The organism is Paraburkholderia sp. GV068 (genome assembly GCF_003058125.1).
In the GTDB taxonomy this organism is placed as follows: domain Bacteria; phylum Pseudomonadota; class Gammaproteobacteria; order Burkholderiales; family Burkholderiaceae; genus Paraburkholderia; species Paraburkholderia graminis.
This window is the reverse complement of sequence record NZ_QBUB01000007.1, coordinates 88,033-100,951: the sequence shown is the minus strand read 5'-3', so window position 1 is coordinate 100,951 and position 12,919 is coordinate 88,033. Positions and strand designations below refer to the sequence as shown.

The following is a 12,919-nucleotide window of genomic DNA, read 5'->3' as shown; positions in this document are numbered from 1 at the left end:
CTCGTGTGAATGGGTAAATTCAGCGCTGCCGGCGGCTCACGTAGCACGCGGATGCGCCGATGATGATGACGCCCTTGACGATGATCTGCGCCTGCACGGGCATGCCGATCAAGAGCACGATGTTGAAGACGACGACGAGAATCGCTGCGCCCGCGAGTCCGCCTGGCAGCGAGCCGCGGCCGCCGGAAAGGGCGAGGCCGCCCATCACCGCGGCGACGATCGAATCGAGCTCGAAGCCGCGTCCCACCCAGTTGTCGACGATGCCGACATAGCCCGACAGGATCAGCCCCGCCAGCCCGGCAAGCAGCGCGCTGATCGCGTAGCACGCGATGCGCACGGTGTCGGGGCTCACGCCGACCAGTCTCGCGGCGACGGCATTGCCGCCCACCATGTACACGCGTCGCCCGAAGGTGGACAGATGCAGCAGCGTGCCGAACACGATCGCGCACGCGAGCAGCAACAGCACGTTGACGGGCACGCCCGCGACCGAGCCCGTTCCCAGCGTGTGAAAAAGCGGTGGCACGTTGCCCGAAGGCGCGCCTTGCGTATAGGCGAAGCGCAGGCCGTCGAGCACGACCGCCGTGGCAAATGTCGCGAGAAACGGCGACACCTGGCGCTTCGTCACGAGCAGGCCGTTGAGCAGACCGGCGCCGATGCACAACACGAGCGTGACGCCGAAGATGGCGGGCGCCGAATGGTTGGTGTCGTCGAATGCGGTGGCGATGACGGCTGCCGTGGCCATCACCGAGGCAACCGACAGATCGAGTCCGCCGACAAGAATCACGAACACCTGGCCGATCACGACGATGCCGAGCGGCGCGAACTGCACCAGCATGTTGACGACGTTGTCGGCACGAAGGAACGTCGGCGACCTTGCACCCGAAAGCGCAATCAGCGCCACGAGAAACAGATAGATTCCATAGCGTCGCGCGACACCGAGCGAGAGCTTGCGCGCAGGCGAGGCGTCCGTGCGTGGAGCAACCGAGTTCATGCGAGCCTCCGTTTCTGCTGGACATTCACGCAGACGGCGGCAATGATCGCGACGCCCTGCACGATAAGCTGATACTGCGACGGCACGCCCGCGAAGTTGATCAGGTTGTTGAGCATGCTGAGCAGATACACGCCGAGCAGCGTGCCGATGACGCCGCCGCGCCCGCCGCTCAGAATCGTGCCGCCGACCACAACCGGCGTAATCGACGCGAGCGTGTAGTTGGCGCCGAGATACGGTTGACCCGATCCGAACTGGGCAGCCAGATAGATGCCCGTGAGACCCGCGCAGAGGGACGAGAACGTGTAGACGAACAGAATGACGCGTTTGCGGGGAATGCCCGACAGCGTCGCCGAGTTGTCGTCGTCGCCCACGAGGTAGACGTATCGCCCGAGGCGCGTATTGCGCATGAAATACGATACGCAGCCGTAGAGCAGCAGCACGACGGTGGCGGTCACGGGCACGTTGGCGTAGCGGCCGTAAGCGAGTGCGTCGAAGCCGTCCGGCACGCCGCCCGCCGGGCCGTTCGCGTAGTACAGAATGCCGCCTTGCAGCACCGCGCCCATGCCGAGCGTGACGATCAGCGGATGCACGCGCAGCCAGAGCACGAGCAGGCCATTGACCAATCCCACGAGGACGGACAGCGCAATCGCCACTGCGATCGCCACGGCCCATCCGCCTTGTGTGGCTTCCGACAAACCGGAGGTGAGCGTGGCCGACACGCTGATCAGCGAGCCGACCGACAGATCGATGCCGCCCGTCAGCACGGCGAGTGTCTGCCCCAGTGCGACGAGCGCAAGTCCCGTCGCCTGCTGATGGACGTTCAGCAGATTGGACAGCGTCGAAAAGCGGTCATTCACGCTGGCCCCGGCGACGAACAGCATGACGATCAAACCGGCCACGATATACGCGGCTGCGTTCAGCGGAACATGACGCCTAATGAGCGAATGCATGTGCGCCTCCCGTTCGAACGAATTGCCCGCCGCCGGTCGCGAGCGCCATGATGCCGTGCTCGGTCATCTCGTTGCCGCTGACTTCGCCCGCGATGCGTCCTTCGCGCATCACGAGGACGCGGTCGGACATGCCGATCACTTCCTGCAACTCGGAACTGATCATCAGGATGCCGAGTCCCCGATTCGTCAGTTCGCGCATCAGGCGATAGATTTCCGCCTTCGCGCCGATATCGACGCCGCGGGTCGGTTCGTCGAGAATCAGCACGCTGGTGCACACGCGCACCCATCGGCTGATCAGCACCTTCTGCTGATTGCCGCCCGACAGTGTCGCGACGCTGCCCGCGGGGCGCGCGCCCGCAATGCCGAATTCGCGGATTGCATCGGCGCCCGCGCTTCGCTCGTGTTTCGCTTTCAGCAATCCGAAACGGGACACATGCTTGAGCGTTGTCGCCGTGACGTTCTGCGCGACGTTCAGGTACATCAGCAAGCCTTCGGACTTGCGGTCTTCCGTGACGAAGCCGAGGCCGAGGCGGATTGCCGTTGCCGGTGTCATGCGCGTATGGCGCGCGCCGCGCACTTCGATCGTGCCGCGCGCGGGCAGCGCGCCGAATACGCCCGACGCGAGTTCGGTGCGGCCGGAGCCGACCATGCCGGCGAGCCCGACGATTTCGCCGGCGCGTACCGAAAGCGAAGCATCGAATACGCGATTGCCGACCTGCAGCCCTTCGACCTTCATCAGCACCGTGCCGCCCGGTTGCAGCGTGGGCTTTGGCGGATAGATGTCCTTCATTTCGCGGCCGACCATCATGCGCACGAGATCGGCGCGCGTCGTTTCGGAAACGGGCTGTGTGCCGATCTTGCGGCCGTCCTTCATGACGGTCACGCGGTCGCACAGTTCGAAGATTTCATCGAGCCGATGCGAGATATAGACGATCGCGACGCCGCGCTCGCGCAGCACGCGCAGCCGTGCGAACAGCAGTTGAACTTCCTTGCCCGCGATGACTGCTGTCGGTTCGTCGAGTATCAGCACTCGTATCTCGCTGGCCATCGCCTTCGCGATCTCGACCATCTGCTGACTGGCGACCGAAAGCGCGCCGACACGCTCGCGCGGATCGAGTTGTACGCCGAGTTCGTGCAGCAAGGCGGCGGCGCGTTCGTTCATCGCGCGATGGTCGATCGTGCCCAGCCGCGTGCGCGGCTCGATTCCGGCGAAGATGTTCTGCGCCACGCTCGATTGCGGAAACAGCACGAGTTCCTGATAGATGATGTGAACGCCGTGCGCCTTTGCGTCGGCGGGGGACTTCCACACCATTGGCTGACCTTCGAATCGCAATGCGCCTTCGTCGGGGACATAGGCACCCGCAAGCACTTTCATCAGCGTCGATTTGCCTGCGCCGTTCTCGCCGACGAGTGCGTGAATCTCACCGCTACGCACACCGAAGTTCACGGCATCGAGGCTCTTTACACCAGGAAATTGCTTCGTGATGCCGGTGACCTCGATCACGTCGGGCTGCGCGTCCAGGCTTTCGCCTGCCGGACTGGATGTGGGCTGGTTCATTTTTCACCCGGCAACTTGATCTTGAAGGTCGACGGGTTATAGTCCGCGCCCATGCCGCCGTCGATGATCTTGTCGGGCGGACCCTTCGCGTCGACCACCTGATCGATGTACTGGTCGGGATGCGGGACCGATGCCGTTTCGTCGCCACGCGTCAATGCGATCTGCGGACTGATCTCGTAGATCTTGGGCAAGGGCTGACCTTGCAGCACCTTGAGCGCGACATCGAGCGACGTGCCGCCCATTGAAGGCGGATAGCCGATCTCGAGCATCGGAATCTTGTACTTCAACGCGAGTTGCAATGGGCCGTTCAGATCGGCTGTCGTATGCGGCGGAATTTCGCCTGGCTTGAATCCGGCCGCGACGAACGCTTCGATCGAGCCCGCGACGGGCAAGCCGTGTGCGCACCACACGGCGTTGATGTTGTGCCCGTACTTCGCGATCATGGCCTGCATCTGCTGCTTGGCCTTCACGGGGCTCCAGTCGGAATACACCGTGTCGAGCACCTTGATGCCGGGGTATTGCGAGAACACTTCGTGCGCGGCCGCCTCGCGGTCAGCGCTGACGCTCGACCCCGCCTGGCCTGCGAGCATGATGACGTTGCCCTTGCCATGCAACTTCTCGACGATCCATTGCGCCCACACACGGCCCATCATCGCGTCGGAGCCCGTCACGAACGAAACAAAGTTGTCGGATGAAATGCGCCGGTCGACCATCACGACGGGTATGCCCTGTTTCATCGCACGCGTGACAACGGGGTCGAGTGCCTTCTGCGTATTCGCGCTGACAATCAGCAGATCCACGCCGCGCGAGATCAGATCCTGAATGTCGGCGGCCTGTTTGGCGTCGTCCATGTTTCCGTTTGTGATCAGCAGTTGCCTGATCTGGTCGGGATGGTCGGCCGCCGCCTTCATCAGCGAGTGCTGCATCACGACGCGCCAACTATCGCCGAGTCCCGCATTCGAAAAACCGATCACATAGGGCGGCTTCTTCTTGAACTTCGCCGTGTCGGCGAACGGAATCTGCACGGCGGGATTGAACAGAAACGTACGCGGCGCACCGGTGTAGTCCGCACGCGCGGCACACGAAACTGTCAGAATGAAGGCCGCGGCGGCGAATACGCTCGCACGGTGAAAGCGGGTCGAACGACGCATGAATGTCTCCGTAAATGTTCTGATATCTGTCGGGAGACGCACGCGTTGTGGCCGCTAATTTTCGACGCGGCTGGCTGGCACCTACGCGGGTAACGAGTTCTATAATCTGGCGTTACCGATGCTGGATACAGCGTGCTTCCCGACGGCGCCAATGTCGCATGGTTGACGGAGCGCATCTAGCAATTGCCATTACTAGTAATGGCAGTAACAGGGAACGCAGGAGGACACGAAACATGGAAAAGCAGCAGCGTCTGGACGAACTGGCCGATTTTCTGAGGACGCGTCGCGCCCGTCTTCGACCCGAGGACATCGACTTTCCAAGCGGCAGCCGTCGCAAGACACCGGGACTGCGGCGCGAAGAAGTGGCCGAGCGCGCCGGCATCAGCGTCACCTGGTATGCGTGGCTCGAACAGGGCAGGGAAGTGAATGTGTCGTTCAAGACGATCGAAAGTCTTGCGAATGCGTTGAAGCTATCGCCGCACGAGCGCACACATCTGTTCGAACTGGCCAACCACTACACGCCGCCCGGTCCGTATCCGATTGCTCAAAACGTGACAGATACCGTTCGACGCATGCTCGATCAGCTCGGCAACATGCCGTCCTACGTGGTTGACGGCAACTGGAACTATGTGACGTGGAACGAAGCGGCGGTGCGTGTGTTTACCGATTTCCGCAAGATGCCTGCGGGCCGCTGCAATCTGCTGTGGTTCACATTCCAGCAGGACGGTGCGCGCTCGCTCTTTCAAGGTTGGGATGCCTACGCAAAATGCGTGCTTGCGCAGTTTCGCGGCGACTATATTCTTCGCCCGTCGGGTGAAGTGTTTTTGCGTGATCTCGTCGAAGAACTGAACGATACCGATGCTGACTTCTGCCGCTGGTGGGCGGAGCATGAGGTGCTCAAGCGAAGCGACTGGCGCAAGGTTATCGAGCACCCCGTTGCGGGCGTGCTCGAACTCGATGCGCTGTCGCTCGAGGTGCCGGACGCGCCCGGCATGCGCATCATGGTCTATACGCCCGCGCCGTCGACGGATACGGCGCAGCGTATCGAGGCGTTGATGAGAACCGGCCACGTCGATGCCATTCCATTTCCGGCTGCCACGGTACTCGATACTTTTCGGAAAGCACGGGCACCGAAAGCAGGACATCGCGGATAAGAAAGGACTGGCTTAAGTCGGGCTGCCCCACAGATCGTCGACTGCGCGGATCGCCAGCAAATAGCCGTTTGCGCCGGCCCCGCAGATCACGGCGGTGGCCGCCACCGAAATGGTCGAGTGACGGTATTCTTCCGAGCGCTTATGGATATTGGTGATGTGCAATTCCACCACCGGCCGGCGAATCAGCTTGACTGCGTCGAGCACCGGAATCCGGCCGAACGAGAAGCCCGCCGGATTGATGATGAGCGCGGCGTCCTGCAGGAATGCTTCCTGAATCCAGTCGATCAACTGGCTTTCGCTGTTGGTCTGACGGAATACGCAGTCGAACTCGAGCGTGTCGGCCAACGTCAGGCAGTTCTGTTCGATCTCCTTGAGCGTGGTGCTGCCGTAAATATGGGGCTCTCTTGCGCCCAGCATGTTCAGATTGGAGCCGTTGAGGATATAGAGTTTGCGGGTCATGGTTTCAATGTGTAGAAGAGCTTTCGAGCGCGGTGCCTCTGGTTTCGCGCGATATCGCGATCATCAGGAACGAGAGCAGGTTCAGCGAGCCGCACACCGCGACGATGGCCCACGGAGAACCGTGAAATGCATTGAGCAGCGCCACCGCGACAATCGGCATCGGCCCGCCGGTGAGCAGGTTGGCGCCCGAGTACGATAGGGCAGAGCCGGTGTAGCGTGCCTCGGTCGGAAAGGACTCGGCAAACCAGACCGGCTGGATGCCGCTCTGAAATTGTGTGAAGCCGAGGAAGGCGCCCATCACCGCCATCGTCATGCCAATCGAGTTCTGGTTCAGAACCGGAAAATAGATCAGGCAGCAGATCAGCGTGCAGAACGAGCCGATCATCAGCGCACGCCTGCGTCCGATCCGATCGCTCAGATAGCCGCCCAGCAGCGCGCCGGCAATCGCGCAGACATTTGCAACCATCAGCAGCATGAAGCCGGTTTGCTTGGGCACGCCCAAATGTTTCGTCAGGTAGCTGAGCGAGAAGACCACGATCAGATAGAAGAGCGCAGCGGGGCCGCAGAAGAACAGCGTCAGGCGAAGGGCGGTGCGCCAGTGATACCTGAAGACGGTGCCGAGCGGATTGGCGGCGCGCACCGGAGCGCCCGTCTTTTTGAGCGCCTCGAAGGCCGGTGTCTCGCTGACCTTCCTGCGGATGTAGATGCCGAGCAGCACGAGGACAAAACTTGCGAGGAACGGAACGCGCCATCCCCAGGCGTTGAAGTCGTCCGATGAAAGCAGGGCGGCCATCGTAAAGAGCGAGAGATTGGCGAGAATCTGACTGAGCGGCGAGCAGATGCCAAGCAGTCCGGAATACCAGCCGCGCCGGTTGGCTGATGCGTGCTCCACTGCCATCAGTTGCGCGCCGGTCGATTCGCCGCCGAGCGCGAAGCCCTGGATGATACGCAGCGACACCAGCAACGTCGGCGCGAGAATGCCGACCTGCTGGTAAGTGGGCAGCAAGCCCATCAGAAACGACGACACGCCCATCACCGAGACAGTGATCAGCATCAGCTTGCGACGTCCCCAGCGGTCGCCGAGCATCCCGCAGATCACCGCGCCGAGCGGCCGTGCGGCGAGCCCCGCCCAGAAACTCGCCAGCGATGCGAGCAGCGACGCGGTCGGGTCGAGTGAAGGGAAAAACAGCTTTGGAAAGATCGTGGCCGCGACCACGCCATACAGCGCGAAGTCGAACCATTCGAGTGCGGTGCCGACGGTTGCGCCCGCTACCGCGCGGCGCGCCATCAAATGGGCCTGCGCGGACTGTTTCCCCGCGGCCACGTCTGAGTCTGAATCTGCGAACGACGACATGTTGTCTCCTCAATCCCGATGTGTTGAAACGTTCGTTCTGGCGACGAACAAATGCTATTGTTTGCGCTCTCCAAACGAGGCGTTCCACGCTGGAACTGCTTTTCACATGATGGAAGCGGACGCGACATGTCGCTGAAGAACGGTCTCAGGATTCTCGATTGGCTGGCCTCGCAAGGCGAGGGCGCAGGCCTCGTGGCGATTGCCGACGCCTTGTCCCTGCCGCGCAGCACGTGCCACCGTCTGCTCACGGACCTCGTCGAAGGCGGGTATGTGCGGCAGCTCGTCGATCACAGCCGCTATATCCTGACCATGCGGATGACGTCGAACGGACTCGAGTTTCTGAGCCTCACCGGCATTGCCGATATCGCCCAGCCGATTATCGAGCGCGTCGCCGCAAAGACCGGCGAACTGGCGCGGCTGTCGCTCGTCGACGGTGACGCCATTATCTGGGTCGGCAAGGCGGACGGGCAGCGCGTCGGCTTTCGCTACGATCCCGACATGGGCCACGCGGCGCGGCTGTCATGCACGTCGACCGGTCACGCGTGGCTCATGACAATGACCGACGAGCAGGCGGTGGCGCTGGTTATCAAGCAGGGCTTCGGTCAGCCGAACGAGTTCGGGCCGAATGCGCCGACCACGATCAAGGCACTGCTCGGTTTCCTGCACGCTGCGCGAGTGCGCGGCTACGCGATGATCGACGAGGTGTTTGCGCCGCGCATGTCGGCGGTGGCGGTGCCCGTGGTGAGCGGCTCGCGCTGCGTGGGCGTGATCAGTCTGGCGGGGCCGCGGGTGCGGCTGACCGCCGAAAAGATTCACGAGTACTCGGTGCCGCTGCGCGAGGCTGCGAACGAACTTGCGCAGTTGAGCAACATGGCCGGGTTTCCTGGTCGGCCGCCGCTTGGGAAGGGGTGATCGACTCCTCGAAAAATCACCCAATCAGTCGAGGGCGGCGAGCGCCATTTCGATGAGTTGCTCGTGACGTCTGGTTGCGTCGCTACTCTGTTTGCGCGAAATCATGAAAAGAGAAAGGGGCTCGGGGGGATCTACCGCGATCCGGTGGATCGTGCATCCGGTCTCCTTCGCCAATGGCGCCGTCAAAAAACTCGGGACGATTGCCCACGCCGCATTTCTGAGCATCGGCGCGAGCATGTGTGCTTTCTCAACCCAATTTACGTGCCGCGAAAACCCGCGCCGAATGCGCCATAAATCGAACTGAGGCGACCACGGCAAATGAATTTCTCTCGATGGGTCGAGATCCGTCATGTCGAGCGCTTCAGGCAAAGATGTCTTACCCGACGCAGCATAGACCACAAGCATCGCGTAATCGCGGAGCTTTCTTGAGACAAGGTCGACGTGTTCGGACGGGGTCAGTGTGAAGGCTACGTCCAGGTGACCAGATGCAACGCGGTTAGCGAGCTGGAAATAGCGCGAACTTTCCATGTGCAGACGAACGGGCGGTGTCTCGTCGCAGAGCGCAGCGATAAACGGCGGAAGGACGTTGATCGCAACCGCGTCGACCGAACCGACGGCAAGGTGTCTTACCTGATTGCCCTGAAGTTGCTCAGCCTCGACTTCGAGCATTTTCCAGCGCTCGGCAATGTCGAGAAACCGCTCACCTTCGGCGGTCAGCGATATGCCCCGCGCTCCCCGCGAGCGCAGCAACAGCAGATGTCCTATCCGGCGCTCGAGGGACTGGATCCGATACGAGACAGTCGACTGCGTCGTGGATACGATCTCGGCCGCCTGAAGCAGGCTTCCCGAGCGGACCACCGCCAGGAATGTGTTGATCTCCTCGCTAAACAACATATTTAGCCCTTCGATATTCGGTGAATAAAATCCGACATTGACCGATATTGTGCCGAACCTTAGCCTACTCGAACAGAACAACATCTCCGTCATCTGATTCGGCAAGGTTTGGAGGCACATATGGCAAAGACACTCGTCGGCATCGAAGATTTACCTACGAGCCGCTTCCACAGGAGGATTGCCGTTGTGGCGGCAGGGGGGCCGTTCTGCGACGGCTATTTGCTAGGGATCATTGTTGTAGCGCTGCCGTTCATTGCAAAGGATCTCGCGCTGAGCGCGCTGCAGATCGGTCTGATCGGCGCGTCCAGCCTCATTGGCATGTTCGCGGGTGGCGTCGTTTTCGGACCAATGACGGACCGCTTCGGCCGCCAGAAGATGTATGTGCTCAATCTCGCCGTATTCGTTATCTGCTCACTCGCGCACTTGTTCGTGCATGACGTGACGACGCTCTTCATCCTTCGTTTCATCATGGGGGTTGCGCTGGGCGCGGACTATCCCATCGCCACCGCGCTCGCAGCTGAATTCCTGCCCCGGAAGCTTCGCGGGCCGGTTCTCGCGAGCCTCGTGCTTCTGCTCTGGGTCGGATACACGTTAAGCCTTGCAACGGGTTTGATCGTGAGCGGTAGCGAAAGCGGTGTATGGCGCTACATTCTTGCGAGCGCTGCCATCCCTTCAGCACTTTTCCTGCTGCTGCGCCTTAACATCCCCGAGTCGCCGCGCTGGTTGATTTCCGTAGGACGGGTAGAGGCGGCGCGTGGCATCGTGGAACAGCATCTTGGGCCCCAGGTTGACTTTGATGCGCTCGTTGCTGAGACGCGTGTCAGCACTTCAAGGCGTGGCCTCGGACTGTCAAAAATCCGCGAACTGATTTCGCGGGGCTATGGGCGCATGCTGGTGTTCTGCTCGATCTTCTGGATGTGCCAGATTGCGCCCTCGTTCGCAATCAAGACGTTTCAACCGATGTTGCTGAAGTCGCTCGGCGTCACCAGGCCACTCGCCGGCTCGCTCGTAATCATTTCGTTTGCGATCGTCGGAACCGCGATCGGCATGTTCGTCGTCAACCGGGTCGGTCGACGCACGCTTTGTCTTGCCTCATTCGTTCTTGCAACGCTCGCGCTGTTTCTTCTCGCGACGCCGATGTCGGGCATTGCCACTGTTGCGATTGGTTTATTCATTCTCTTCACGGTGGCCGAAGCTGCCGGTTCCGGGCTGCAGTTCATCTACCCGAACGAGATTTTCCCGACTGACCTTCGAGCAACCGGTATGGGACTCGCCATGTCTGCGAGCCGCATCGGAGCCGCGGCAGGAACCTTCCTCCTTCCTACGGTACTCGTCCATTTCGGAAGCGCGACTGGTCTGCTTATCGCGGGCGGGATCAGCCTGGTTGGCCTGCTCGTATCTGCTCGCATGGCTCCCGAGACCCGTCATGTGTCGCTTGGCGCGGCAAACGCTCCGACGGTGGACGCGAGCGCCGGCGAACACGCTCTGCAGCGAAGAGAGGCTCGCAGCTGACCGGTAGGAACGGCGCAGCCTTCCTTGACACTGGGGAGCCACGGAAACTCAAATTTTAAGAATCTCACCTTGGCAACGCTATTTGCATCAACGAAAAGAGGCACTCTATGAATTCGGCACCTAAAGTGGTCATCATCGGTGCAGGCATCATCGGCACCACGCTCGCTTATGATTTCGCGAAACGCGGCGCGCGCGTGACCGTGCTCGACAAGCACGAGGTCGCGAAAGGCGCGACATCGGGATCCTTCGCGTGGATTACGAACCAGACGAAGTTCCGCAACGCGGACTCGCTCGGCGAAGTCGGCGCGCAGCATTACTTCAATCTGCATCGACTGTCGCACTTGCGCTGGCGTTATCTGCAAAGCGAGATCGACGGTCTGCCGATCCGCTGGTCTGGCTGCTTGCAAAGCGCCGAGCCGGATACCGCTGAGGCAGCGGAACTCGCGGCGGAACTCGACCGGCGCCTGCGGTGGGGCAGCCCGACTTATCGCGTCACCACGGCCGAGGCACGCGACATTGAGCCGGGGTTTGAACCAGGCGCCGAGACGGATATTTTCTACACGCCTGACGAAGGGATGATGTCGCCTGTGCAACTGACGTCAATGATGCTCGAGGCCGCGGTCGCACACGGGGCGCAGTATTCGCCGCACGACGCGTATCAGGGCTTTACGAAGACGGCGGGCGGTTACGAAATCCGGAGCGGAAGTGGCAAGCGCGAGGCCGATATTCTCATCTTCGCGGGCGGCATTGCGAACCCGGAGCTCGTCGAAGGTACGGGGCTTAAGGCACCGCTCATCCACAGCACGGGCAGCGTCGTCCACCTCGCGCCGTTGCCGCGGCTTTTCGATTCGGTCATTCTTGGCGCACACGTTCATGCGATTCAGCGCATCGACGGTCGCGTGGTCATCGCCAAGCACTTCTCCGGTTCACCCGTTGGAGATCCAAGCACGCCCGACCCGGAGGAGCTCGTGCGTGTCGCCGCCCGAGTGCTACCAGGTTTGAAGAACGCCATTGTCGAGAAAGTCACCGAAACGCGTCGCGTCATTCCGGCTGACGGGTTGCCTGTCGTGAGCCGCTCTAAAGAACTTCCCGGCGTGCTTTCTATTACGACGAACGCAGGCATTAGTCTGGCAGCCGGATTGTCGCAACTGATCACCACGGAACTGCTTGACGGCGTGACTGTGAAGCTATTGGACCCCTATCGCTCAGAGCGCTTTGTCGGCTAAGCAATGCTTTGACGTCTGCCCAGGCGCATCGCCATGAAGCGGCCTCGGTGGATGAACCTGCCGAGGCCGCGCGGCCGCCCGCTCCGCTCAACCTTTGCTCGGGAGACCGGACGTCGTCTATCCGGCGGCGTCCGGTGTTGGATTGAATCCTGGACTGAGGCACGCCAGGAAAACCAAACCATGACGAACGCGATTGTCGCGGCCGTGAAAACCGAAGGTAACGAGCGTGGCGATCATGAGCGCCGTGCCGGTGGCAAACTGAGATCGGAAAATCATGAGCAACGCAGCACTTCAACATAAGCAGCGGTGCGCGAACACGCTGCATTGTTAGGCTCAAGAACAAGTGCGGGTTGGACGGCAAATTCCGCAGATGAACTACGTTCCTACGCCTACCCCTACGCCTGCGCTTAAGGCTGAAATGGACTCACCAATAGCTGAGTACGATCGCGCGGCGGCTGACTTCGATGCGGCCCGTGCGGCATGCGATACGCCTGTTTTCGTCGCACTTGTCCGATAGACGGGGAAAGATTCTTTGCCAGTGCCGGGCCATCGCTACTGGTTATCACGGATATAACCTATTACGTTCACGTGATTGCAACGTTTCATTACCCGTACATAGGGCGCATCAGTACACTCGGTTGTCAGTGCGAGGCGCGGCTATCAGTCGCCGAGTCCGTGACCGTGCAGCTTACCGATATCAGGGAAATGGTTCCGGCCTGCTGATCCGCTCACAACATGAAACGATCAGGCGCCGTTGC

The 12,919-nt window shown here is 61.2% G+C and carries 11 protein-coding genes; 4 read left to right on the top strand and 7 right to left on the bottom strand.

What is annotated here, in order from left to right:
• Positions 1-19 precede the first annotated feature (19 nt).
• Genes C8K18_RS16265 through C8K18_RS16250 form a run of 4 tightly spaced genes read right to left on the bottom strand, consistent with a single transcriptional unit; the run spans position 20 to position 4,650 of the window.
• Positions 20-991 carry an ABC transporter permease gene (locus C8K18_RS16265; protein ID WP_053857965.1) on the bottom strand — a complete coding sequence of 324 codons (972 nt, stop codon included), beginning with the start codon at positions 989-991 and terminating at the stop codon, positions 20-22.
• Entirely contained in the window at positions 988-1,941 is a 954-nt protein-coding gene (locus C8K18_RS16260; RefSeq protein ID WP_053857966.1) for an ABC transporter permease, read from the bottom strand. Before C8K18_RS16260 ends, C8K18_RS16265 begins: the two co-directional genes overlap by 4 nt.
• Positions 1,925-3,499, bottom strand: coding sequence for a sugar ABC transporter ATP-binding protein (locus C8K18_RS16255; protein ID WP_107708298.1), 1,575 nt, complete (start codon positions 3,497-3,499; stop codon positions 1,925-1,927). The genes C8K18_RS16260 and C8K18_RS16255 overlap by 17 nt, the downstream gene beginning before the upstream one ends.
• A complete protein-coding gene (locus C8K18_RS16250; RefSeq protein ID WP_107708296.1) occupies positions 3,496-4,650 on the bottom strand; it encodes an ABC transporter substrate-binding protein in 1,155 nt (384 codons plus the stop codon). The genes C8K18_RS16255 and C8K18_RS16250 overlap by 4 nt, the downstream gene beginning before the upstream one ends.
• Positions 4,651-4,883: 233 nt before the next feature.
• On the opposite strand from C8K18_RS16250, the gene C8K18_RS16245 reads away from it, so the two are divergent.
• Positions 4,884-5,804, top strand: coding sequence for a helix-turn-helix transcriptional regulator (locus C8K18_RS16245; RefSeq protein WP_107708294.1), 921 nt, complete (start codon positions 4,884-4,886; stop codon positions 5,802-5,804).
• 12 nt (positions 5,805-5,816) lie between these two features.
• Here the strand turns inward: C8K18_RS16245 and C8K18_RS16240 are convergent, their stop codons facing one another.
• Positions 5,817-6,263 (bottom strand): type II 3-dehydroquinate dehydratase, encoded by a 447-nt coding sequence (locus C8K18_RS16240; RefSeq protein ID WP_006051018.1) that lies wholly within the window; start codon positions 6,261-6,263, stop codon positions 5,817-5,819.
• 4 nt (positions 6,264-6,267) lie between these two features.
• A complete protein-coding gene (locus C8K18_RS16235; protein ID WP_029969330.1) occupies positions 6,268-7,551 on the bottom strand; it encodes an MFS transporter in 1,284 nt (427 codons plus the stop codon).
• 192 nt (positions 7,552-7,743) lie between these two features.
• Here C8K18_RS16235 and C8K18_RS16230 point away from each other — a divergent pair, with 192 nt between their 5' ends.
• A complete protein-coding gene (locus C8K18_RS16230; protein WP_006051016.1) occupies positions 7,744-8,529 on the top strand; it encodes an IclR family transcriptional regulator in 786 nt (261 codons plus the stop codon).
• A 24-nt stretch (positions 8,530-8,553) separates the two neighbouring features.
• On the opposite strand, the gene C8K18_RS16225 is transcribed toward C8K18_RS16230, so the two are convergent.
• Complete coding sequence (locus C8K18_RS16225) at positions 8,554-9,423, bottom strand: LysR family transcriptional regulator (RefSeq protein WP_006051015.1); 870 nt, start codon at positions 9,421-9,423, stop codon at positions 8,554-8,556.
• 120 nt (positions 9,424-9,543) lie between these two features.
• Here C8K18_RS16225 and C8K18_RS16220 point away from each other — a divergent pair, with 120 nt between their 5' ends.
• A complete protein-coding gene (locus C8K18_RS16220) occupies positions 9,544-10,935 on the top strand; it encodes an MFS transporter (protein WP_029969331.1) in 1,392 nt (463 codons plus the stop codon).
• 107 nt (positions 10,936-11,042) lie between these two features.
• On the top strand, positions 11,043-12,161 hold the full coding sequence (locus C8K18_RS16215; RefSeq protein ID WP_107708293.1) for an FAD-binding oxidoreductase: 1,119 nt from the start codon (positions 11,043-11,045) through the stop codon (positions 12,159-12,161).
• Positions 12,162-12,919: the final 758 nt, after the last annotated feature.

What these genes read in the sequence shown, in the direction of transcription:
- C8K18_RS16265 (WP_053857965.1), bottom strand. Translation starts at nt 991, where the DNA reads ATGAACTCGGTTGCTCCACGCACGGACGCCTCGCCTGCGCGCAAGCTC.
- C8K18_RS16260 (WP_053857966.1), bottom strand. Translation starts at nt 1,941, where the DNA reads ATGCATTCGCTCATTAGGCGTCATGTTCCGCTGAACGCAGCCGCGTAT.
- C8K18_RS16255 (WP_107708298.1), bottom strand. Translation starts at nt 3,499, where the DNA reads ATGAACCAGCCCACATCCAGTCCGGCAGGCGAAAGCCTGGACGCGCAG.
- C8K18_RS16250 (WP_107708296.1), bottom strand. Translation starts at nt 4,650, where the DNA reads ATGCGTCGTTCGACCCGCTTTCACCGTGCGAGCGTATTCGCCGCCGCG.
- C8K18_RS16245 (WP_107708294.1), top strand. Translation starts at nt 4,884, where the DNA reads ATGGAAAAGCAGCAGCGTCTGGACGAACTGGCCGATTTTCTGAGGACG.
- C8K18_RS16240 (WP_006051018.1), bottom strand. Translation starts at nt 6,263, where the DNA reads ATGACCCGCAAACTCTATATCCTCAACGGCTCCAATCTGAACATGCTG.
- C8K18_RS16235 (WP_029969330.1), bottom strand. Translation starts at nt 7,551, where the DNA reads ATGGCGCGCCGCGCGGTAGCGGGCGCAACCGTCGGCACCGCACTCGAA.
- C8K18_RS16230 (WP_006051016.1), top strand. Translation starts at nt 7,744, where the DNA reads ATGTCGCTGAAGAACGGTCTCAGGATTCTCGATTGGCTGGCCTCGCAA.
- C8K18_RS16225 (WP_006051015.1), bottom strand. Translation starts at nt 9,423, where the DNA reads ATGTTGTTTAGCGAGGAGATCAACACATTCCTGGCGGTGGTCCGCTCG.
- C8K18_RS16220 (WP_029969331.1), top strand. Translation starts at nt 9,544, where the DNA reads ATGGCAAAGACACTCGTCGGCATCGAAGATTTACCTACGAGCCGCTTC.
- C8K18_RS16215 (WP_107708293.1), top strand. Translation starts at nt 11,043, where the DNA reads ATGAATTCGGCACCTAAAGTGGTCATCATCGGTGCAGGCATCATCGGC.